This window comes from Leptospira harrisiae, from assembly GCF_002811945.1.
GTDB lineage: Bacteria > Spirochaetota > Leptospiria > Leptospirales > Leptospiraceae > Leptospira_A > Leptospira_A harrisiae.
The window spans coordinates 1,227,887-1,251,512 of sequence record NZ_NPDX01000001.1 but is presented as its reverse complement, the minus strand read 5'-3'; the positions used below and the strand labels follow the sequence as shown (position 1 = coordinate 1,251,512).

The following is a 23,626-nucleotide window of genomic DNA, read 5'->3' as shown; positions in this document are numbered from 1 at the left end:
ACTAATGGTGTGCTCCTTCTTTCTGTGGCATCACTGTTTTTACTTCTGCAATCGCAATCACTGGCATAATTCGGCACCAGAGAAGGAAGAGAGTAAAGAAAATACCGAAAGTTCCGATTAACATTGCGTAGTCGAAAAGTGTCGGTGTATACATGGCCCAGCTGGATGGTAAAAAGTCACGGTTCAGAGTCATCATGATCACAAATCGTTCGAACCACATACCTACGTTTACCACAAGGGAAGCCACAAACATCACAGGGATGTTGTAACGAAGTTTGCGGAACCAGAACACTTGAGGTGACAATACGTTACAGGAAATCATAATGAAGTATGCCCAACCGTAAGGACCAAAGGCTCTGTTCCAGAATGCGAACACTTCGTATTCGTTTCCAGAATACCATGCGATGAAAAATTCTGTTCCGTAAGCTAGACCTACGATGAGACCAGTTACCATCATGATTTTATTCATGTTGTCCAAGTGTTTCATCGTGATATAGTTTTTGAGATTGAATACTTCACGAGCAATGACCATCAGTGTTACCACCATCGCAAAACCGGAGAAAATCGCACCGGCAACAAAGTATGGAGGAAAGATGGTCGTGTGCCAACCTGGAAGGATGGAAACAGCGAAGTCGAAGGATACAATGGTGTGAACCGAAAGAACCAGCGGAGTAGAAAGTGCAGCAAGGATCATGGAAACGATTTCCAAATGAGACCAAGATCTAGCCGATCCTACCCAACCAAAAGCAAGAACGTTGTATAAGTTCTTTCTCCAAGTTTCTGTCGCACGGTCACGAAGTGTTGCTAAGTCAGGAATGAGTCCTAAATACCAGAACACCATAGAGATGGAAAGGTAGGTTGATACCGCAAACGTATCCCAGATGAGTGGGGAACGGAAGTTCACCCAAAGTGGACCTCTTTCGTTTGGATATGGAAACAACCAAAATCCGAGCCAAGGACGACCTACGTGAAGGATGAGGTTCGATGCCGCAACCAGTACGGCAAAGATAGTCATCGCTTCGGCAGCACGGTTAATCCCTGTTCTCCAACCTTGACGGAAGAGAAAAAGAACCGCAGAAATCAAAGTTCCTGCGTGACCGATACCGATCCAGAATACGAAGTTGACTACGAAAAATCCCCAACCTACCGGGTTATTGATCCCGAGTAAGTAAAGACCTTCATAAAACAAATATCCGATGATGGCAACGTCGATCAGGGTGATCGTAAGAACCAAAAGAAAAGTATTCCACCAAAGTTTGGTAGGGAAATCTTCGTTTGGTTTTGCGATATCAACGGTTACATCTTTAAGCGACTTCCCGCCTGTTACCAGGTCGGGGATGTCTAATTTATCTCTAACTGCTTGTGTTAATGACATTCCCTTTGTGTTCTCCCTGTTAAACTTCGTTACGAACGCGAGTCATATAACTGACGGCCGGTCCGATGTTTAGGTATTCCAGAAGTTTGTAAGACCTAGGGTCTTTCAAGAGCTTCGCTACTTTTGATTCAGGATCATTTACGTTACCGAACACAATGGAATTAGAAGAACATGTTTGTTCACATGCTGCTTTCACTTCTCCATCACGTAATGTTCTTCCTTCGTTTTTCGCTGCGATTTTTTTCTCAGCAACTCGAGAAGCACAGAAGTTACATTTTTCCATAACCCCACGAGAACGAACGGTTACATCTGGGTTGAGGCCTAAGTTTCTTGGAGGGCGTGCCTTAAAAGTAGGTGTTGCTTCGCCAAGAAGGTTGTGTTCATTCCAATGTTCTAACCAGTTAAAACGACGCACTTTGTAAGGGCAGTTGTTCGAGCAGTAACGAGTTCCCACACAACGATTGTAAACCATATCATTGGTTCCTTCCGAACTGTGAACAGTCGCAGCTACTGGACATACTGTCTCACAAGGAGCATTGTCGCAATGTTGGCACATAAGTGGTTGGTGTGCAATTTCAAGTGATTCTGGTTTTTCAGGATCACCGATGTAGTAACGGTCAATCCGAAGCCAATGCATCTCACGACCCATTCTCACTTCGTCACGTCCTACCATTGGCACGTTGTTTTCAATATTACAAGCAACTACGCAAGCACCACAACCAGAACAAGAAGTAAGATCCACTGCCATTCCCCATTTGTATCCTGGGTATGCAAATTGGCTTCCTGGTTGGTCAGAAGGGGCGTTCGCTCCTTGGGCTCTTTGTAGTTTTCCATCGATTAGGATTTTTGGAATCTCTGGTTCAGGAATTCCTGCACCAGGATTTTTTGCATAATCTTGGAGTTTTGCGGAAATGATAAGAGGTCTTTCCTTCCACTCTACACCCATCATCACACCTGGGCTCATCATATGATGGTCTTGTGTGGTAGCGAGTTTGTATTTCTTTCCTGTAGGAGAGAGAGTGATGGAAAGTCCAGAGTAAACAAGTGTTCCATTTACTTCTGTGGCAAGAATGTTTGCATTTTTCCCTACTCCGTTTCCAATCTCACCTACGTTTGTTCTTCCGTAACCAAGAGCAATTCCCACTGCTTCTGGATGGAGTCCCGGTTGGATGAGCGCTGGGAGTTCAAATGATTTACCGCCAACAGTGACTGTGACGACATCATTCAGTTTGATTCCCGACGAACGAGAGTATTGTGGACTGATCGCAACATAATTGTCCCAAGTCACTTTGGATACTGGATCCGGAAGTTCTTGGAGTTGCGAGTTGTTTGCTCTTTCGCCAGAACCAACTGCGGTGCTTTCGTAAAGAGAAACTGTCAGACCTTTTTTTGAAGGAGAAAGTGGCGCAATCGTTCCACGGAAAGATCGTCCGCCTTTGTCAGCCTTTGGATTTCCAGAAACTAAAACACCTTTTCTAAGTAGGTCTTCCCAATTTGTTTTTTTAGAGTATTTTGCTTTGAGGTAGTCGTATAACGAACTTGCACCAAGGAGAGATCCGCCAGCCCAAGTGATGAGCATGTCTTCAAACGCTTTGGATTGGAAGATCGGTCGGATGGTAGGTTGTTGTACAGATACAATTCCTGCTACCGATTCGTTATCACCCCAAGACTCTAAGAAATGCGACACTGGAGCAAGCCAGTTAGAAGCAAGAGCTGTTTCATCCACACGGTCCGAAACTTGAACTACTTGTGCTGCTTCGTGAAGGAGTTTTTTCCACTCATCTCCGTTTGGCGCTTGGTAAACTGGGTTCACTCCGAAAAGAATGACCACACCGGCCTTTCTTTCTTTTAAGTCTTTTGCTAGAGTTTTTAGATTCTCTGCATAATTAGAACGTCCTTCTTTCAAAGGATTTCCTGCATCGATAGTTTTTCCATCGTTACCGAGCATGCTGTTGAGCATATTCACTGCGATTTGTAAATCAACAGCGTCTTCGGTAAGAGCATTGGAACCACCAGCAATCACAAGGGATTCACCCTTTGCAGAAGCAAGAGCCTTCGCTGTGCGTAAAACCACTTCTTTAGAAATTCCCAGTTCCGCTGCAGAAGATTCTACATTGATTCCGGAAACTCCCGTTCCACCACCCACTCCCAAATCAGAAAGCGCTTTTGCAATCACAAGGGCAAACTTTCTTTGGTCACCTGGTTTTAGTGGCACTCTTTGGTCAGCGTTGGAACCCGTCATAGACGGATGAGTTTCTGCCGCAATGAAAGCATTGAAGGATTTGACACCTTTGTCTTGCAAATCTCTTCTTTTCGAAAAGTCATTGTGGTAGTTTGTATTGTTTAAAAAATCGCTGTCGATGGAGAGGATGACTTTTGCTTTGTCGAAATGGTAGTTTGGTAAAACTGCCTTTCCGTAAGATTTTTCTTGAGCAATCGTGATCGCATCATCAGAAGATGCAAATGCCACTTCGATGTGTTTTCCACCACCCACTGACTTTAAGAATTCAGAAATGAATTCAGAAGTGGCAGGAGAAGTAAGAGGTTTTGTGACAACAATGGTTTTCCCTTTGTTAGCATTTAATTTCTCTTTTACATCTTTGTCTAAAACAAACCAGTCACTAGACTTAGCTGTTCCATTCACCACTTGTTGTGGTTCTTTGGCACGGTCGGCATCATAAAGATCAAAAATAGAAGCTTGTCCAGAAGCACAAAGGGCACCTTCCGAAATCGGATGGTTTGGATTCCCTTCGAGTTTCAAAGGTCGTCCGTCTTTTGCTTTGACTAAGATCCCACAACCAACAGAACAACCACCACAAACAGAAGCATAGTGGTAAGAGTGTCCATGTTTTACGAAGTCATATTGTTCTACGTCTTTACCATCTGGGTTCTTAATGGTGAGGTTCACATAAGGAACAATTTTTTCAGCAGGTTTTTGGATACAACCAACAGTCGTCATAACAACCGAGGCACCCATAAACTTTAAGAAAGTTTTTCTGTCAAAATCACCCTTTTTGATTTTTGCAATTAGAGGATCTGGAGATTTATAGAACTCTTGCTTTTGCAATTCACGTTCGCGAGAAGTTCCGCGAAGTTCGTAAGACTGCCAAAGCGATTTTTTTTCTTTTTGGAAACTATCGTCTTTCATCATAAATTATTACTTGTCTCCCGATTATCTGTGGCACGTAGAACAATCATTAGGGGCATTGTTCTCTCTATGGCAATCGACACAAAATCCCATATTGAGGGACTTGGACTGTCTAACCTTTACCATCTCTGCCATGTTACCGTGGCATGTGGAACAATCGACACCGCGTTGTACGTGTCGTGAATGGTTGAAGTATACGAAGTCTGGTTGGTCATGAACCTTTACCCAGGATACTGGCGTATTGCTATCGTATTGTTCTTTAAGCCATTTAACATGTTCTTGGTTGCCCGCTACGTTACCTGCTCCATGACAATTCATACAAGTGGAACTTGGAGGAACTGTGGCATGGGCCGAATTTTCAACACCAGTATGGCAATACTTACAGTCGATTTTGTTATCGCCGGCATGTATCTTATGGTTGAAGGGGATGGGCTGGTCGGGTGAATAGCCCACATAACGGCTAGGTGAAAAAATCAAATATGCAAGCGCTGCAACTGCAACGATAGGCACAGAGATCTTGAGTATTTTTATATTCATTCGCAGATTTCCTGAATCCGTTTACACTGTCTTCTGACAAGGAAAGGTAAAATCAGAAAAAAAGCAAGTATGTAAGGGTTTCGGATGCGAAAAAACATAAAAAGAGACATAATGCAAAATTTTTGGTGAACTTTCTTTATTGAAACCGAGTCTCAATTAATTGGTAATTTATCGGCAAACATCTGTTACTACTTGGTAAATCCCGAAAGGAACCTACTTGGTTGGCCTTAGACTGGCTAGAGGTGAGTCTAGTACCTTGTTCCTTAGTTTTTTGCGATGGTAAACCGCTTGGTAATGGACCGAAGGGTTTCAGCCGCATGGGAGAGTTTTTGTGAAGATGAAGCCACCTGGTCGGAACCTGTCGCAATGTGCATGGTTTCATTATTGATTCCAAGCACAGATTGTGAAATTTGTTCGATGGCCCGTTTTTGTTCCTCAATGGCCCCGCGAATGGACTCAGACTCAAGACCCACTTCGGTGGACCTTGCATCCACTTCCTGGTTATAGTTCAGCTGGGATTTTGTAGCTTCCGAAAGTCGCTTCATCACACTTTCTACTTCAGCAATGTCTCGAATGATCAGATTGAGTAGTTCTACCGAAGAGCGGATTCCCTTGGCCCCCTCTTCCAATTCCTTGCTATTTTTTCCAATCATATCCTCGATGGATTGGATGGAATGAGCAGTCTTGTCAGAAAGTTTAGAAATCTCTTCAGCAACAATGGCAAACCCACGCCCGGCTTCTCCAGCTCTTGCTGCTTCAATGGCGGCATTCAACGCAAGCAAACTAGTTTGATCAGAAATCTCATCAATAATCCCTATCACTTCTTTCATTTCAGTTGAAGATTCCAAAATGACTCCAATGACTTCCTTCATTTGGTTTAAGGATTCACCACCTAGTTTTGCTTGTTTCGTTATGTTTTCCGTATTGGCAAGGGCTGCTTTTGTATCTTTTTCGATTTGGATGGCACCTTTGGAGAGCTCTAAAATCTTTTCATTGAATTCAATGATATTGTTATGTTGTTTCGATGTGGAAACTGCAGTTGTTTCCATACTCGCCGCCACTTCTTCCGTAGTGGCTGAAATTTCTTCAGCAGAGGCTGCTGTACCTTGGGCCATATCAGAAAAACTAGAGGACGAATCACGTAATCCTTCGGCAGAAGAAGCGATCTCTTCAGCCACAGATTGAATTTCTCCGAGAGAGTCCCGAATGCTTTTCACAAATCCATCCAAAGCCAGATTCATTCTTCCAATCTCATCGTGATTGGTGAGAGTGAATGATTCAGTCAAATCTCCCTTCGCCATTTTATCTAAAATCAACACCGAGTTTTCTAAAGGCAAAAGGCGTTTTTTCAGAAACCGAAACACTCCTAAAACTACAAGTGCAGTAATTAAAAATACAACGACAACCGCAAACAATGCCACTTGGATGAATCCTGAATTCATATCGGATTTAGGAAGGACGACTCCGATGATGGTATTCCATTCTTCCAATCGTTTGATGAGAAAAGCAAAATCCTTTCCATTTTCTGTGTATTCGAAATAGGCTCCGTCTTTCGCCTCTAAAATGGGACGGCCTTCAGGAATTTTGCTTAGGTCTAACTTTAAAATTTTGGATTTATCTGGGCCAGCGAACACAACTCCTTTCGTTGTGATGGCTGTGATGTATCCATTGGCACCTACATGGATCCCTTCTCCCATACGTTTTGAAACTTGTTCTAAGTTTAGGGCGATCCAAAGAATTCCAATCAGTTTTCCATTATCTTCTATGGGAAAAGACACAAGGCTCACAGGCAAACCAGTGATAGGTGATTCTTGCACAGAACCAATCAAAAACTGTTTTTTTAAAGCAACTACTACATGGTCTCCCGTTTTGGATTCTTCCAGTTGGTATCCAATGGACCGAGGAATTCCTGCGGCAAAAATTTTTGCGTTTTGGATGGGTTCCGATAAAAAGATATTTTCGTATTCTCCATTAGCCTCTTGCATAATGCCAACAAGAAGATCGGTTGCAAATTTGGATTTTCCGGTTTGAAAGGATTCTTTAATTTCTCTCTGTTTAGAAAGAAGGCCTGCGATTCTAAGTTGTGATTTATAATAATTGGAAAGTTCGGCACCGGCACTTTTGCCAGCGTTTTCCATTTCCCCTCGGTAAACTTTTACAAGGAGGCCCCAATTCAAATATAAAATGAGGGCAGATACAACTGTAGATAAAACTAAAATGGAAAGAAATGTATAAAGGCCGAGAATGTATTTTAAACTTTTCATATACCCTGTATGTGACGTGTGATGGTGAAATTTTTAAGATGGAAACGGAGATTTATTGAAATAAATTTCCAAACTGGCAAGCTACTTTTTGGACCGTCTGAAAACAATGTTCAGTTGGAATGATTACAAAGGGAATTTGGCTCTTTGCGTAAGGACAAAAAAAAAGGCCCTGATTCTGACATCGAAGGGCCCTAAAAACCAGACTTACACAATTTAGCCTAGTTATACTTTCGAATTTTTAGAAGATTTCCCCTGAATTTTTTTTAGCCAAACCAAAGAAATTTTCTTTGTGACGAGGTTTCTTGTCTCTTTTTTCAAAAAACCGACTGTGGGTGTGGCTACTTTGAATGAATCCCTCTCAAGAACGGGTTCGATGGTATATTCCGGACCCGCAAACTCTTTTAATTGGCTTAGTTTTTCCGAAGGTAGGATGAGTAGCCTTTCCGGTTTTTCTGACCAAAGCCTGTTTAATTTGTCTTTATCATACACATTGCGAAAGTTCCTTTCGGCATAGAATCCGTAGGACCTTTTGGAATTGGACAACCAAAAGGTATACACAACCGGTTCGTTTGGTTCCAGTTCTTTGATTTTGGCACCAAATTCTTTTGCAGGTTGGTAACTTGTGAGTAACGGATAAAACTGCAAACTAATGGAACTAAAAAATAAAGTCGCACCGACGAGTGTGACAAGCACTTCCAAAGGAATGAGTTGGGCAAGCAACATAATGAGTAAAATCCCAATCCCTCCAAATACATAATAAACAATGCCTACTTCTGCTACGAACACAGGAATGAGAAAGTATCCCACCAGATACACGAGGCCTGCGATGAGAAAAGAAGGACGAAGACGTTCCACACTCGAACGAAATAAACTTTCTTCTGCAATCTTTCCAAAATAAAGAGCGGCACCCGGAAGCACCCAATAAGTGTATTGTGGGAGTGGAAACCTGGAAAAAGAAATCAAAAACAAAAAGAGAAATACCCAAAACGGAATCACAAAGTCTATGTCTTTGAATTCATTCGAACGGATTTTACGTAAGATTTCCTTCCAACCTAGTGACTTGATATAATTGTATGTTCGAAAGGCAATATAGATGATCATAGGCACTACTCCACTAAAGAAGGCCCATGAAAAAGATTTATAAAAGTAAAAAGGATCAAACTTCACATCATACATTTCTTTGTAGAAGCGGCCAAAGGACTGGATCCATAAAAAGAAGGATGGTCCATAGGAATTAAAACTTTTGTATAAAAGAACACACCAGAAGGCAGGAAGGGAGGCAAGAACGAGAAGTCCCGTTGGCACTCGCATGGAAAGAAGTAACTTCCAATCCCTTCGAAATAAAATGTCTCCACCAATAGACAATGCAGGAATGACCACAGAGATTGGCCCTTTGGTGATAAATCCCATAGACATCATAAGATACATCAAGTAAAAGTAGTTAGGATTCTTTTTTCTTCCCAAATAGTAAAAGTGATAAGTAAACACCAAGTAGGCGGTAAGATAGACGTCAATTTTTGGGTCCACAACCATAGCATAAAAACCAGGTGCTAAAAGATAAGCAAAAGAGGCCAAGTAACCTTGTCTTTCTTTTCCACCGGTTAAAATGGTGATACGATAAATGGAATAAACGGAAAGTAAACTAAGTAAAATAGCGGGTATTCGAAAGGCAATATTACTGATACCAAAAAGAGAAAAAGAACTGGCAATCGTCCAAAAGGTTAAGATGGGTTTATCTAAATATCTTCTTCCATTATCAAATAAGGTAAAAAAATCACCAGATAACACAAGCTCACGGCTGATACTTGCATACTGAGAACTATCAATATCAATCACATCCAAAGGAAGTGTGAACAAAACAGGAAGCGTTGCGAGAAGTAACAAAATTCGATAAAAAATTCTTTCAGAGGCGTTAAGTGTTTCTTTCATTCTAAAGTACCAATTTGGATCAGGCATTGTCCAAATCCTTTGCAGGAATTGGGTTCTTGGTCATAACATTGCAAAATATCGCTATTATGTGTGGTACATCCGTCCATACATTGGATCCGACCAGTTCGTTTGACATCTGGTGCTAACGTGAGTTTTAGTTCTTCTTCTGTACAAGAAATAAAAACCTCACATGCTGCTTGGCATTTTTTTTCCACTATATCTTGGCAGTTAACTAAAAATAGAGCTAACGCCAGAGTTAAGATCCAATTACCGTGTTTCACTTCGAATTCCTTTTAATGCTAACATTCCACAAGCACCGTTGATATCCCGTCCAGGACTTCTACGGTTGAGAATGGGAGCTGTTGTTTTAGCTTTGAGATGCATTACAAAATCTTTTACTTCCTCATCGGTGGGTCTACGCCAACCGGTAAAATCTGTATTGAGAGGAATCACATTGATTTTGCATTTATTTACCGAACGAGAGATTTTTGCGAGTCGTTCTGCGTTGTCACGACCCATATTGACTTCTGGGATCATTACGTATTCAAAAGTAATGGCCCGGTCTAGTTCTTTTGTAAATCGTTTCGCAGATTCAATCAATTTCTCTAACGGGTGTTTGTCGTTTACATCCATAATCGAGGAACGTGAATTAGGATTTGGATGATTGAGTGAAATGGCAAAATTGAAAGGTTCTTTGTTTTCGATAAACCGGTTGATCCCTGTGGTGACACCGGCTGTGGAAATCGTAATTCGAAGAGCTCCCAGGCCAAATCCTTCTTGGTCTCTAAGGATATGCGCTGCCTTCATTACGGAAAAATAATTGTGCATGGGTTCACCCATTCCCATAAAAACGATATTGGTGGCACGGTCGCCGACAAGACGTTCTACTTGCAAAACTTGATCCAAAATTTGCCAAGTTTGGAGGTTGCCTTTGTATTCAAGAAGTCCCGTGGCACAAAATTTACAATTGAGAGTACAACCAATTTGGGAAGAGATACAAATGGTTTTACGTCCTCCGTCACCGGAAGGAATCCAAACCGCTTCGATCTCCTTGTTTTCACCTACAAAAAAAGTAAACTTACGTGTCCCGTCTTCTTTGGAAGCTAAGTCCCGGCCCAGCTCAATTTCTGGAAAGGAAGTATGTTGTTTTAATTTTTCACGGACATCTTTGGATAAGGTGGTAAATTGATCCAAGTGCGTGTAACGGCTCTTATAGATGCCTGTATAAATTTGTGCGGCTCGGTATTTTTCCAAACCCAAAGAAACACAGATTTCTTCTAGTTCTTTTTTGGTTTTCCCTTTGAGAACCGGTATTTCCTCTTTCATTTGTTTGGATTTCCCACCTTTAGCCAATCTTTTCGTTGCCCCCCGACGGGACAAGGATTTCCGGCAATTCTTTTAGACTTACATTAGTTTCTTTCCTGAAACAAGTCGAATTTGAAATTTAAAAGAAACCTGTTCGAAAAATGGTTCGGTCAAATGGACATTGACTTACACACAGTGATTCAAAAGCCTAGTATCAAGTGAGGGAAATTTACGAATGAATAGCGACGCCTTTATGGAATATGCCTTTATCGTCATGGTCGCATTGATAGGAATCGAAATCTTCGTTTCCTACATCAAAGGCAAACAATACTACCGGTTAAATGTTCTCATAGCCGATGTAAGTACGGGTGTGATCTTTGCATTGATTGGAGTGGTCATCCTCCTCGGTGCCCTATATGTATATGATAAAATAGAGACAAATTTTTCACTCTCCACCTTGGGTTACCATTTTTTTCCTTTGGAAAGTCCGTTCCAATTCTCCCCTAGTTTTTCTGTGAACTGGCATGCACTAGGAGCTTGGACTTTTGCCGTTGTTTTTGCTGATTTTGTTTATTACTGGTTCCATAGACATTGCCACGAAATCAATTTGTTTTGGGCCACACATGTCACCCACCACTCCACACAAGAAATGAATTTATCAGTTGCTTTCAGGGGGAATGGACTCCAAAGAATATTCGAATATATTTATTTTCTATCGATGGCACTTCTTGGAATTCCTTGGGCTATGTTTTTACTGAGCCACCGAATTCTAAAAGTATATCAATTTGTGGTTCATACTCGTTTTATTGGTAAACTAGGAATTTTCGAACAGTTCATGGTGACTCCTTCAAACCATAGAGTCCACCACGGAGTTCAAAAAAAATACATCGACCGTAACCATGGTGGTATCTTTATCGTTTGGGACCGAATGTTTGGATCTTTTGAATGGGAAACAGAAGAACCAATCTATGGTTTGACAAAACCTGTCAATTCCTTCAACCCTATCACTGTCAACTTACACGTGTTCAAGGATATGTTTTTTCAAATTCTGGAATGTAAATCTTTTGGAGATATACTTAAAACTATTTTTGGACCTCCTGGTTGGAAACCAAGTTATCTCATCACTAGCGCTGACGAAGCACCAGAGCCAACAAAAATTTTAAAATATGATCCCAAACCTCCCATGGGTGTGATGATTTATGTAGCACTTCAGGCAGCGGTTCTTATGGCTGTGGGTCTTGTGATTTGGAAAGTTGCCAAAATCAATTTGGAAAAAGATATGGTGACTCTTGGAATTTTATCTACTGTGATCATCTTTAGTTTGTTTTCGATTGATCGAACGATGGAAATGAAACGATGGTCAAGAAGAACGGAAGTGGTAAGAAACGTATTGTTTATTTTAGCTTTTGTTGCGGCTTTAGTTTATTCCAATATTCCTAATATTGAAATTTTTGCGATCCCACTCATTGGCCTCTCGTTCGTGTCCCTTGTATGGATTGTCATCAAACGAAAGACCTTCTTTGATTTGAGTAATATTTCTAATACTTGGTATTAGTTTTTTATCTCTTTTAATACGGACTCCGAAGGGAACAATTTGTTCGACTTCAGGAGTTCGTCTCCTAAATTTAGGAAAGCCTTTGTTTTATCCCCATGTTTTTTGCATAAGTTGATGTCTTTATAACAAAGTCCCAAATCGACAAACGGAGGTTGGATGGTCTTGGTTTCCCCTTGCCCACCAGAGACTGACTGGTAATATAAAAAATCATCCGCTATCCATCCAAAGATATTTCCATAAGCAAAATAAGCTGATGTTCCTTTTACTTTCCTTAAATCACGGCCCATCACACTAAAGTATACTTCCCTTTCCATAAACCCAAGGATAGTAGGTATCAAATCAAGTTGGGAAGTGATGTCTTCCCTGAGTTCAGGTTTGATTTTTCCAGGAGCATAAATGAGTAGAGGAACGTTTCTATCTTCATAGTAGTTGAGAAACCGGTGGTGGCTGTGGTCAGAAACAAAAAAGAAAATTGTATCTTTAAAATAAGGTGCTTTTTTTGCTTTTTCCATAAATTCGTTCAAAGCAAAATCTGCATAATGTAAAACATTTAAGTATTCGCTGTCTTGCGTAGTGGATTCAAACAAACGATACTTTTCATCGGGAACTTTGTAAGGATAGTGTGTGGTTCCCGTATGAATCACAGAGACGATCGGTTTTTCTGGTTTTACATTCAGGAGGCGTTTGTGCATGGCATCGAGTGATGCCTCATCCAAATAACTCCAAGGCCCAGTTTTGTATTCGGGATTTTTTTCTAACTCGGTTTTGCCGACCAGAGTATCAAACCCCCAATGGTACATGATACTTCCTTTGTTATTAAAACTAAGATCGGTTCCTGTTACAAATAAAGTTTCATACCCAATGGTTTTTGCAATATTCCCAAGTCCAGAAAATCGATTGAGGATTTGCGGTGTACGAACTGCCGTGAGACCTGGTCTATCAGGAATTCCACCCATCAATGCCATAAGGCCGTTTGTGGTCCTTCCCCCACTGGCAAAAAAGTTTTTAAAAAACATTCCCTGGCGAATGAGTTGGTTGAAGTAAGGTGTGACTACCTTCCCATCCACTTTTCCAGTCCCAATGATATCAATGAACTTTCCCGTCCATCCTTCAAGCACCACCACAACAATATGAGGCAAAGGTTTGTTTGAATGAACCGTTGTTTTCCGAAGGAGTGGGTATTCTTGGCTGACAAAGTTTGCGCCGGGATAAGCCACTTCCTTTTGAACAATCGCACTCGCCTCGGTTAACTTCATAAAATGGCGGTCATCCACTTTCGTCATCTTTAAGTCTGTGATGACCGTAAAACCCGGATTTAGAACCAAATCATTAATGATGGTTTCTTTGGTGATGATGGCATCACTGGTACGAAGGGGACTTGTTTGGATTCCCCCACGGATTCCTAAAACTAGAAGTGCCAGTACCACGAGGAATTGGAGACCAGCCCATTTATAATGTAAGTTTACATGGGAATAAGGGAACTTGGATTGGATTTTATAAATTCCAAATCCGATGGCGGCAATCACAACAATTCCCAGTAAAAACAGAAAAGGGTTTTGGGAAAAAGCAGATCCAACGAGCGGCAACATCTCAAACCCAAGATAAGCAAATGCCTCGTATCCTAAATGTTTGTTTCCGTTTTCATAATAAATCAAATCTGCGATGAGAAGAAAAAGAAGCAGAATGATAAAAATAACAGGTAAGGTTCGCCAAACTGTTCTATATATTTTATTACGATTAAAAAAGTGCAAACTCGAATATAACAAACTCACACCGAGTAACACACACAATACGGAGATGTCAAACCGCGCCCCTTTTAAAAAGGCTTTCAACAGAATCCACGTTGACTTATCATGAATCCTGTAAGAATACATGGTAAAAAAAGCGACACGGTAGATGGTAAGAAATACGATTCCAAGACCCGCAAGGAGTAAATGGAACCGAATGTAAAACGGCAATTTAGAAAATAGTTTTTTCATAAACGAAACTTAAAGAAACTTCCATAAAACTAAAAAAGATAAATCAATTGAAACATTGTCTGGTTCGAAGATTACGGTTTTACCATTTTATAAATGGTTCCTGATTGGTAATCTGCCACAAAAATCTCTCCCTCATTGTCCCGACCAAAAGTAGGAATGAGTAAGTTCCATTTTCCAAGGGCTATCGTTTCTGTGACCTTTGTATTTTCTCCAGGTTTGGGAACGGGGATTGCCCAAATTTTACCTTGGATAAAATCTCCAAACACATACATTCCCTTTAATGCTGGAATGGCAGATCCTGTATAAACATAACCACCGGTGATGGATTGTCCTTCGTCTCTACCATATTCATAAAATGGTGGTTGGTAAAGCGCAGGATTACATCCATCGGTAAAACAATGGAACCCTTCGGTTTGGTTCCAACCATAGTTTTTACCCGAAAGAATGATATCCACTTCTTCGTAAGCATCCTGACCCACATCCGCCACAAGCAAACGCCCATCAGGTGAAAAACTCATCCTCCAAGGATTTCGAATTCCGTATGCAAAGGTTTCCGGAGCGAAACCCGCCTTTCCCACAAAAGGATTGTCTGTAGGAATGGAATATGGTTTTTTTAAAGTTACATCTGGTGTGGGACTAATTCTTAAAATGGAACCAAGGAGAGTGTTTGGATTTTGTCCGTTGTTTTTGGGATCCGCTCTCCAACCGCCATCCCCAAGACCAATGTATAAATGTCCATCGGGACCAAAGGCCAATTGCCCGCCATTGTGATTGGGATAAGGCTGCTCCACTTGCAATAACACTCGTTCGTTTGTTAGTTTCATGGAATCGAAGTCGGATGGATTATCTACTTCCCATTCAGAAACTATGGTGACATCTTTATTCGCAACAGACTTTACATAATTGGTATATAACTTTGGCTGTTTGGGATATTTGGGATGGAAGGTTAAACCAAGTAACCCCTCTTCACTGTCAGTAATCACAGGAAATTTAGCTAGCACTCGGCTTGTCTTTTTTTCCCTGTGGAATAGAATCATATTCCCGGTTTTTTCGAGGGCAAATAAAAAGGGACTGTCACCCGGTGGGAACTGGATGTCCGTTGGCTCTTTTACTTTTACCACTTCTTGTAAAGAAACGGTTACCTGTTTGCGGTTTGCATCGACTCCGATAAAAAGAGGTTTGGATCCGAGCACCTGGCCATCGGTTTCATACTTTTTATTGTAATTTTTTAAAATACTGCGACCTATATCATCACAAGAAACAGACATAGATAAAAAAGAAAATAAGACAAAGGTTTGGATTTTCATAAACTTAGGTTCCCACAATAAGATAATTGGCTTGGATTTCTCTCCGCAATCAAAAAACTTAAACGAAAAAACTATGAAACTCTTTCGAATCCTGTCTGTTCCCCTTTTCCTTTATTTTGCCTATTTGCAATTGAATGACCCAGATCCTTACCTTTGGTTCCCGATCTATGTATTTGTCGCCATCATTGCCCTGGCAAGTTTGTTTCGTCCAGTTCCCAAGTTTGTGGGATGGATACTCATTCCGATTTATCTCGTTTTGTCTGGGTATTATTTTGCCCACACTCCCTACTTTGGTATGGAAGTGGAGGAAGTCAGAGAATTTTTAGGACTTTTGATTGCCAGTGTAGCGGTGGCTCTTCTTATTTTTAAGAAATAAAAACCATAGCGAATCAAACTGCCACTGGTAATTCAACCATCGTTGCAGAAACGAAAGGAGATGGAAACTGGGATCTAGGCGAAAATGAAGGACCGAAATTTATTTTTCGGCGATCACCTTTCCATCTTCCAAAATCATTTTGATGAGTTTTGTCATCTCAACAGAATACTCTACATCCAAATGTTTTGTGACACCTTCACAAAATCCATTAATGATAAGTAACTTTGCATCGTCTTCACTCATTCCTCGCGATTGAAGGTAAAACAATTGGTCGTCATCAATTTTAGAGACAGTGGCTTCGTAGTTTAAAGTTCCCTCTTCTCCTGATACATCATTGTAAGGATAGGCGTGCGACTGGGAACGGTTGTCCATCATCAGTCCATCACATTTGATATGGCTATAAGATCCTTTGCTAGATGGCTCAAATTTGACAAGACCTCGGTAAGAATTGATTCCTCCATCGAGTGCCACACCTTTTGCCAAAATATTGGAACGAGTGTTTTTTCCCACATGGATGATCCTTGCGCCCGTATCTTGCACTTGCCCACTTCCAGCAAAAGCCAAAGACAATACATCACCAGTCGAATGATCCCCTTGTAAAATGATTCCTGGGTATTTGATGGTATTGGCTCCAATATTACAATCGGTCCAAGTGATATGAGCGGCTTCTTCGCAGATCCCTCGTTTCACGGTCCAATTGTACATATTCTTTTTCCAGTTTTGGATGGTGGTATAAAAGATTTTAGAATTCTTTTTGGCTACGAGTTCCACAACAGCGGTATGAAAATTGGTACCTTTGTCTTGGACAGAAGTACAACCTTCGCTGTATTCCAAATGCGCACCCTCATCAGCAATGAGAAGTGTACGTTCATATTGTCCGGAACTAGCAGCTGTTACTTTAAAGTATGCTTGAAGAGGCATAGGAGTTTTGACTCCCTTCGGAATGTAAGCAAAAGATCCCCCGCTAAACACAGCGGAGTTCAGTGCTGAAAATTTATTATCACCAATGGTGACTACAGTCCCCAAATACTCACGTACCAGTTCTGGATATTCTTTAATTGCCGTATCGATGTCACAAAAGATAATCCCAAGGTCAGTCAGTTCCTTTTTGACATTGGCATAAATGGTTTCGGAATCGTTCATGGTTTCGATTCCAGCTAGGTATTTCCTTTCGTGTTCAGGAATTCCTAATTTTTCAAAACTACGTAGGATTTCGGGATCCACTTCGTCCCAAGATTTTTTCTTTTTTTGGTTGGAACCTACGTAATGTACATAGTCATCTATATTGATATGAAATTGCGGAATGAATCCCCAAGTCGGCATCGGTTTCTGTTCATAAACTTCAAAAGCCTTTAAACGAAATTCCGCAAGCCAACTTGGTTCATTTTTAATATGGGAAATGGATTCAACAACCTTACGAGTGAGTCCCTTTGGAAAATTATCAGGTTTGTAAAATTCGAAAGAAACCTTGTCTAAGTCGGCTGTTGATTCCATTGTTTTTCCCTTCTCTATTTGTAGAGAATCCTAAATTAATTTACAGAAGCGAAGTAAGCTTTGGATCCAGTAGGATCTGCTTTCATCGTTTTCTTTCCTTCGTCCCAATTCGCAGGGCAAACTTCACCATGTTTTTCCACAAATTGGAAAGCTTTGATGAGGCGAACTGCTTCCTCAATGTTACGTCCTACAGGTAGGTCATTAACAGTTGCTTGGCGAATGATACCCGCTGGATCTATGATAAAAGTTCCTCGAAGAGCAACTCCTGCATCAGGACCAGACTCGATAAGAACTCCAAAAGCCTTTGCAATTTCTTTTGTTTTGTCAGCGATGAGTGGGTATTTGATCTCTCCAATACCACCTTCTTTTCTGGCAGTTTTTTTCCAAGCTAAGTGTGAAAATTCGCTATCAACAGAAACTCCCAAAACTTCAGCTCCGATCTTTTTAAAATCTTCGAGTTTTGCATCGTATTCAATAATTTCTGTCGGACAAACAAATGTAAAATCGAGTGGATAGAAAAACAGTACCACCCATTTTCCTTTGTAATCTGACAATTTGATTTCTTTAAAACTGTCCCCGATTACAGCTGTTGCTTTAAAATCTGGGGCATGTGATGTCACTTGTGGCATAAAGTCACTCCTTAGAATTATTCTAAGTACAATGATTAGATTCTGTCTAGATGTTTTTGAACAAGCGACAGGTTTTCCAAACACCATTCTTCCTTAGCCAAAGTTTCCACAAACCTCCTATCATGACTCACAAATATTAGGGCAGTGCCAAGTGTGGCCAAAGAAGATTCTATTGCTTCCAAAGATTGGAGATCCAAATGGTTCGTTGGTTCGTCTAAAACAATTACCTCTGGACTTTTTTCCAAATGAAGCGAGAGGAATAGTTTTTTTCCTTCCCCAGGACTCAGTGCCTCCGATTCAGAAAAACGTTTGGGGTCACTTCCGAGTCTGTGAATCCCAGAAAGAACCTTAGCTTTTTTTTCATTCGGTAAATTTTGAAATTCCCAAAGTAAATCGGCTAATTCGTTTTTTGAAAATTCCTGAGGAAGATACAAATATGGTATCCCCTTCTCTTGGAAGGATTGTAACAGATACCGAAGCAGAGTGGACTTACCTGCACCATTGGGACCTGTGATCGCAATTTTTGAATCTGGCAGGATTTTCAAATGGGAGGAAAGTGACAAAGAAAGAAATTCCAAAGTGAGAGATTCTTCGTCAAACATAAATAAGGTGCTTCGTTTCGAAGGAACACCATTCCATAAAATTCCTAAATTTTCTTTTTCTGGAAGTTTTTCCCAAATTTGTTTTTCTTTTAGTTTGGAATTTTCAGTTCTTCTTTCGATTTGGTTTTTCAATCGGCCTGCTTGGCCATCCTTTCCAGTCACTCTAGCTAAGTTCTTTTTTTGGCGGCCGTCATGATCATGTAGATCAAGTCCTTTCTTTGATCTATGTGTATGAGAGAGCCTTGCTTCTTCCCTTCTTCGGTTCAGTTCGGCTTCTAGTTTTTTATGTTCTGTCCTTGCCATTTCCCAATCGTGAATCCGTTCTTCGGCTTCTCGTTGCATCTGCATTTTACCCGCAGAATAATTTCCGGGTCGATGGGAAATAAAGTTTTTTTCAAGAAATACACAAGAGGTAGTCACTTCATCTAACAAAGACCTGTCGTGGCAAATTAGAATTCCAATTCCTTGGAAGTGCAAAATCGCATTTCGGATGATTTGGCTGCTTTTTGTATCTAGATGGTTCGTAGGTTCATCCAAAATCAAAACATCCACATTCTTCGACAAAGCCATTGCTAAAAGTATCCTTCGTTTTTCACCGAAACTGAGAAACTCATAACCTTCTTCCGATTGGATTTTTATTTCGAGAAGACTCTTCCAAAATCCTGTATTATTGGAATCATCGTATATAAAATCAGTAAGTTCCACATCTGCCAGTTCGGTTCCTTGCGAAATCGAAAAAAGAAAATCATTTCCTTGGACGGAGCCCTTGTCGGGAAGAATTTCCCCAGAGATGAGCTTCGCTAAAGTAGATTTTCCACTACCGTTTTTTCCGACAATGCCAGTCCAACCTTTCGAAAAATGAAGGTTTAGATTTTGGAATAGTGGTTCTTGTTGTGATTCGAACTGAAAGTTTAAATTATGAATGGTAATATGATCGGACATGCGACAAACTCCTTTATTTTCCAAAAAGGGAAATAGGTAAGCAAGTCTTGTCCTAAACTAGGATAAGTGTGGATTTGATATTTTGTTTTTGCTTACCTATTTTTGGTTTCGCAATCTCATCGGACTATACCTCTTGTACATTTATTAGACTGAAAAAATTGAAAAAAGTTGCAGGGAGTTAGTTACCTTTAGCCATTAAGAATTTTTCCATAAACTCAGTGATGTCTCGGATGTTTCGATTGATCATCTTACGAAGTTCCGGTGGAATATTTTGTGATTTAATGACTCTATAATAATTCAATGCATTCTTTAACATCTTACGACGTGCAAACTCTTGTGCCTTCATTAACATTGGTTTGTACTTGTAATATGAGTATTCCATAATAGAATAATTTTTTGACAAACGAAATGCATGGGGAATTTTTCCGAAGTCGTAAGTAAGAGTTAAAAATGGAGCATCATCGGCTTCGGGGGGTTTGAGTTCTAATACCCCATGGATGATTTTTTCTGGTTCGTCCTCCGTGGCTTTTTCAGCCATTTCATCCAGAGGGATGGGAGATTCTTCATCTGCAATTTCACCTAAGTTACCATCAACGATTTCAATTTCAGGTGCTTCAGCATCTTCGATGGAGGGCCCTTCTGCCGGGAAACCAGCCTCTTCCTTTAATTTGCGATCCCGAAAGACTTCGTCAGCATCTGGCAGACCAATTTTTAAATCCTCACTGGTCAGTGGCCGGTTAGTGAGTTCTACTTGGATTGGCAGGTCGGTTTCGATTATGGTTTCTGATTTATTGGAATCGGTTTGTTCCTTGGGTTCAGATTTTGGCTTAATTAATTGATCAGTTTGGGGATCAACTGGGTCGGGGAGTTCTAATTCCTGACGCAGTGCATCGGTGGTTGTTTCCAACCAGTTGGGTTCTTCCGCTAAGGGGCGTTCCCCAGGATGAAGAGGCGGCTCTTTTTCATCCCGACGTAAGTCATTGGGGTCAGGAAGATTGATTGGCTCTAAATCTAAAAAGTCTGGAAGTTTTCCGCTGGGTTGGTCTGGGAAATAAGGTTTTAGTAAATCATTGAGAGAAGATTCCTCTCCTTTGGCCTCAAGTTCTTTCGCTTTTTTCTCAATCTTCTTTAAAGCTTGGTTTTTTAAAAAGTCTTCTCGTTCCTGGAACCGATTTTTTTTTCGTCTATCTTCCCCAGACCTTCTATCTTTCCTTCCCGCTATGTTTGTTCGTCGGTCTGGGTTTTTTCTCCTATCATCACCCGACCTTCTATCAACAAGAGGTAAGTCTTTAAACTGTTTCCAATCATTTGAAAAAAATGTATCTTCGGGAAGATCCAGTTCCGAAACATCTTTTTTGGAAATTTGTTCAGCAAGCGCTTGTAAGTCGAGTGGTTGGGATGGACCTGCCGATGGTCCTGGACTACCGGAAACACCAGGAAAACTTGGTTGGCCTTGCATCTCAGGAGGAACATAAAATGGACCAACAATTCCGGAACCAGGTGGTGCCGCAGGAAAACCAGGGGCAGCTCCTGCAAGACCACCCGTCGTCAAACCTTGGTTTAACGATTGTAAAAGCTGGTCTTGGTTTTGATTTGCCTTTGAATCAATCCCAGATCCTCCCGGTGAGGATTGTAAAAACTGATACACAATGGGGTGAACAAGTTGGTTTCCTCCTGCTACTGTTTGGTTTAGTTGTGGAGTGGATATCGAGTTGTCTTGACCACGTTTTTCATTTGCACCAGTTTTATCTGAAGGATTGGGAGGAAGCGGAGGTGGTGGCAATTGAGAAGAAGGTTGAGGTAAAGGTTGGTTACCTTGTGGAAAATTGGGTGGTGGACTACTCTGTGCAAATTGGATCGCTCGAGCAATGGATTCAGCAAATAGTTCAGAAACTTCTTTGAGCGCTCCAACAAGATCACTTAAATCTTTGTCAGGTTTTGGCCCACTCGGTTTGGATTCTTTTTTCTTTTGTTTTTCTTTGGCCGAAGTATCGGCCTTTGGATCATCCTTCCCCGGCTCTCCCGCTTTTCCCGATTGAGGGTTGTCTTCTAGAAACTCTTCTAAGTCCTGGATGTTTTTTTTGATTTTATCTTTGATCTCTTGGTCAGGGATTCGGTTCCCCGTCCTTTCAAAAATCTCAATGGCTTCTTCCACTTGTTCGGCTTCCACAAGTGCCTCTGCATTGAGAAGTGGCCTTCGGTGGAAACTATACTTCGAATTTTTCGATATGATATCATCTGCGGAATAACTAATGTCAGGACTTTCTTTTTTGGACCTTCCACCAGATGATGGAGAATCCCCAGTTTCCTCACCAAATTCACCTAACGGAAGATCGCTGATGTCTTTCGGAGTTTTTGGTTTTTCTCGACGTTTCCGCCCTGGTTTTGAATCAGATCCGCCACTGTCACCACCTGGTTCTCCAAAGTTTTCTTCATCGGATTCTAAATCAGATAACCTTTCTGAAAGTGGTTTGGGTTTGGACTTAGGTTCTTTGGGATCTGTTTGGAAATTTAATTCTTGGCCACGCCCACCCCGGGAAGGTTTTTCTTGTTTTGTGGATTTTGAGCGAGGTTCTACCCTTTGTCCTTCTTCTGGCGAAGATTGCCTTTGTTGTATGCGTCTTTTCTGGCGAGGACTCAAATCCCCTGATGGCCTAGCTCCCCCTTCGCTACCTGCGATTTCATTGAGGTCGGCACCTGTGCCAGAAAGACCGAGTAACATCATGAGGGTGGTTAACATAAAAGGGTTCTACTCTATATTTTCGAGGTTTGCTATGCAGTAACTTAAGGTAGACTCAAAGAATATTCAATTTCTCACCATTTTACGCAAGTGTTTAGGCCAAAATGACCGCAAGTTCTTTTTCTGCTTGACATAGGAGAAATTCTTGCGTTCCATGGTGGCATGAAATCCGTTGCGAAAAAAAATCTCAGCTTTGCTTCCTCACCGGACAATGCAGACGGGTTGCAGCTAAAAATCACATTCGACGAAGACACAAAAACTGCCTTCGGTGATTACACCTGCCCCGAAAAATACCAAGGTTTACCGGATCAAATCCACCCAGGTATTATTTCTACTATCTTAGACGAAATCATGGTTAAGATCAACGAAGCGATGAATTTCGAAACCACTACAGGTGAATTGACAATTCGATTCTTACAACCTGCAAAGGTAAACGAACCACTCCACTTACGTGGATGGTTTGTGAAAAAGAATAAAAAAATCATAGAAAACCGTGCTGAAATAGAAAATGAGATCGGCAAAATAGTGGCCCGCGGAAAAGGTAAATATATCGAAGCTGAAGACTGATTATGCCGATGTGGTGGAATTGGTAGACGCAGTGGATTCAAAATCCACCGATGGTAACATCATGCCGGTTCGATTCCGGCCATCGGTACCAACAGTAGTTTAGTTCGAATTCTTCTCGCAAGCTTTTAGATAAAAATCTTCTTCGATTCTATCTATGGCTTGTAAGACAAGAGTTATCTCATCTTCTTTCATATCATCAAAGATCTTCCTTCCTGCTTTTAAAATCGAAACTCCAAGAAAAATTCCTTTTTTGTCTTCTTCCGTATAAAGACCACCTTTCGATTCCATTTTCACCAATATATCTTCCATAATCAAAATGATCTTTCGAATGAGTTCTGCATTCGAAAACACTTTGAATAAACCACCAATGTCATTGCGAAATGCATCCGCTTTATCTTTTTCTACTTTAGAGATAAGGAAATCCATCGCAAACTCTGAACCAAGTAATTCCATTTGATTTTCCTGACGGTCGAGTTCCATCACTAGTTCCTCTTCAAACTGATGCGCCGTTACATAGGAGTGAAGGGCAGCAAGTCCTGCTTTGAGTGCGATTGGAAAATGTTTTCCAAATCGAAAGATAGACATTGCTAAGTTCCCAAGGATCCCCCAAATTTTTGTTGGATGGTTAACAAATCCAGATAACGCATCAAAGGCGGCGTCTAATTCTTTTCGTTTGGAATATTCAGGATATAGATATTCTAAAAAAAAATATAGCAATTGATCTATTTTGATACGAGGGATAGAAGCAAATTCTGGATATAATTTTAAATTTTCTTCGGAGTACCTTTTCTTTAGGGAAGTTTGGTACATCAAAATTAATTCTTTGAATAAAGGGTGATTTAAAACTTTTGATGATTCTTTTTTTGGCTTCATAGTT

17 protein-coding genes and 1 tRNA gene are annotated in these 23,626 nt (G+C 40.8%); 4 read left to right on the top strand and 14 right to left on the bottom strand.

Features of this window, described 5'->3' with window-relative positions:
* Position 1 precedes the first annotated feature (1 nt).
* From nrfD to rlmN, 7 genes are all read right to left on the bottom strand, one after another.
* On the bottom strand, positions 2–1,375 hold the full coding sequence (gene nrfD / locus CH364_RS05720) for an NrfD/PsrC family molybdoenzyme membrane anchor subunit (RefSeq protein ID WP_100742591.1): 1,374 nt from the start codon (positions 1,373–1,375) through the stop codon (positions 2–4).
* 19 nt (positions 1,376–1,394) lie between these two features.
* The gene (locus CH364_RS05715; protein WP_207762239.1) at positions 1,395–4,523 is read right to left on the bottom strand and encodes a TAT-variant-translocated molybdopterin oxidoreductase; all 3,129 of its coding nucleotides are present in this window, start codon (positions 4,521–4,523) and stop codon (positions 1,395–1,397) included.
* Positions 4,524–4,547: 24 nt separating this feature from the next.
* Positions 4,548–5,060, bottom strand: a complete 513-nt coding sequence (locus CH364_RS05710; protein WP_100742589.1) for a cytochrome c3 family protein — start codon at positions 5,058–5,060, stop codon at positions 4,548–4,550.
* Between the two features lie 263 nt (positions 5,061–5,323).
* Positions 5,324–7,324: a methyl-accepting chemotaxis protein gene (locus CH364_RS05705; protein ID WP_100742588.1), complete on the bottom strand. Its 2,001-nt coding sequence runs from the start codon at positions 7,322–7,324 to the stop codon at positions 5,324–5,326.
* A 222-nt stretch (positions 7,325–7,546) separates the two neighbouring features.
* Complete coding sequence (locus tag CH364_RS05700; protein WP_100742587.1) at positions 7,547–9,253, bottom strand: ArnT family glycosyltransferase; 1,707 nt, start codon at positions 9,251–9,253, stop codon at positions 7,547–7,549.
* Positions 9,250–9,534 carry a Cys-rich protein gene (locus CH364_RS05695; protein ID WP_100742586.1) on the bottom strand — a complete coding sequence of 95 codons (285 nt, stop codon included), beginning with the start codon at positions 9,532–9,534 and terminating at the stop codon, positions 9,250–9,252. The genes CH364_RS05700 and CH364_RS05695 overlap by 4 nt, the downstream gene beginning before the upstream one ends.
* Positions 9,521–10,579 carry a 23S rRNA (adenine(2503)-C(2))-methyltransferase RlmN gene (gene rlmN, locus CH364_RS05690; protein WP_100743433.1) on the bottom strand — a complete coding sequence of 353 codons (1,059 nt, stop codon included), beginning with the start codon at positions 10,577–10,579 and terminating at the stop codon, positions 9,521–9,523. The genes CH364_RS05695 and rlmN overlap by 14 nt, the downstream gene beginning before the upstream one ends.
* A gap of 214 nt (positions 10,580–10,793) precedes the next feature.
* On the opposite strand from rlmN, the gene CH364_RS05685 reads away from it, so the two are divergent.
* Entirely contained in the window at positions 10,794–12,113 is a 1,320-nt protein-coding gene (locus tag CH364_RS05685) for a sterol desaturase family protein (protein ID WP_100742585.1), read from the top strand.
* Here the strand turns inward: CH364_RS05685 and CH364_RS05680 are convergent.
* Together CH364_RS05680 and CH364_RS05675 are read right to left on the bottom strand one after the other, a co-directional pair.
* Complete coding sequence (locus tag CH364_RS05680; RefSeq protein WP_100742584.1) at positions 12,110–14,092, bottom strand: LTA synthase family protein; 1,983 nt, start codon at positions 14,090–14,092, stop codon at positions 12,110–12,112. The genes CH364_RS05685 and CH364_RS05680 overlap by 4 nt on opposite strands.
* Positions 14,093–14,163: 71 nt before the next feature.
* Positions 14,164–15,399 (bottom strand): PQQ-dependent sugar dehydrogenase, encoded by a 1,236-nt coding sequence (locus tag CH364_RS05675; protein WP_100742583.1) that lies wholly within the window; start codon positions 15,397–15,399, stop codon positions 14,164–14,166.
* 73 nt (positions 15,400–15,472) lie between these two features.
* Here CH364_RS05675 and CH364_RS05670 point away from each other — a divergent pair, with 73 nt between their 5' ends.
* Positions 15,473–15,775 (top strand): transmembrane 220 family protein, encoded by a 303-nt coding sequence (locus tag CH364_RS05670; protein ID WP_165779481.1) that lies wholly within the window; start codon positions 15,473–15,475, stop codon positions 15,773–15,775.
* Positions 15,776–15,874: 99 nt separating this feature from the next.
* On the opposite strand, the gene sufB is transcribed toward CH364_RS05670, so the two are convergent.
* From sufB to CH364_RS05650, 4 genes are all read right to left on the bottom strand, one after another.
* The gene (gene sufB, locus CH364_RS05665; RefSeq protein WP_100742581.1) at positions 15,875–17,269 is read right to left on the bottom strand and encodes a Fe-S cluster assembly protein SufB; all 1,395 of its coding nucleotides are present in this window, start codon (positions 17,267–17,269) and stop codon (positions 15,875–15,877) included.
* A gap of 35 nt (positions 17,270–17,304) precedes the next feature.
* On the bottom strand, positions 17,305–17,898 hold the full coding sequence (locus CH364_RS05660) for a peroxiredoxin (protein WP_100742580.1): 594 nt from the start codon (positions 17,896–17,898) through the stop codon (positions 17,305–17,307).
* Positions 17,899–17,933: 35 nt separating this feature from the next.
* Complete coding sequence (locus CH364_RS05655) at positions 17,934–19,442, bottom strand: ATP-binding cassette domain-containing protein (RefSeq protein ID WP_100742579.1); 1,509 nt, start codon at positions 19,440–19,442, stop codon at positions 17,934–17,936.
* Between the two features lie 178 nt (positions 19,443–19,620).
* Positions 19,621–22,182 (bottom strand): hypothetical protein, encoded by a 2,562-nt coding sequence (locus tag CH364_RS05650; RefSeq protein WP_100742578.1) that lies wholly within the window; start codon positions 22,180–22,182, stop codon positions 19,621–19,623.
* Positions 22,183–22,344: 162 nt separating this feature from the next.
* Between CH364_RS05650 and CH364_RS05645 the strand changes: the two genes are divergently transcribed.
* On the top strand, positions 22,345–22,749 hold the full coding sequence (locus tag CH364_RS05645) for a PaaI family thioesterase (RefSeq protein ID WP_002973585.1): 405 nt from the start codon (positions 22,345–22,347) through the stop codon (positions 22,747–22,749).
* Positions 22,750–22,753: 4 nt separating this feature from the next.
* Positions 22,754–22,840, top strand: a tRNA-Leu gene (locus CH364_RS05640).
* 8 nt (positions 22,841–22,848) lie between these two features.
* On the opposite strand, the gene CH364_RS05635 is transcribed toward CH364_RS05640, so the two are convergent.
* Positions 22,849–23,622 carry a hypothetical protein gene (locus CH364_RS05635; protein ID WP_100742577.1) on the bottom strand — a complete coding sequence of 258 codons (774 nt, stop codon included), beginning with the start codon at positions 23,620–23,622 and terminating at the stop codon, positions 22,849–22,851.
* Positions 23,623–23,626: the final 4 nt, after the last annotated feature.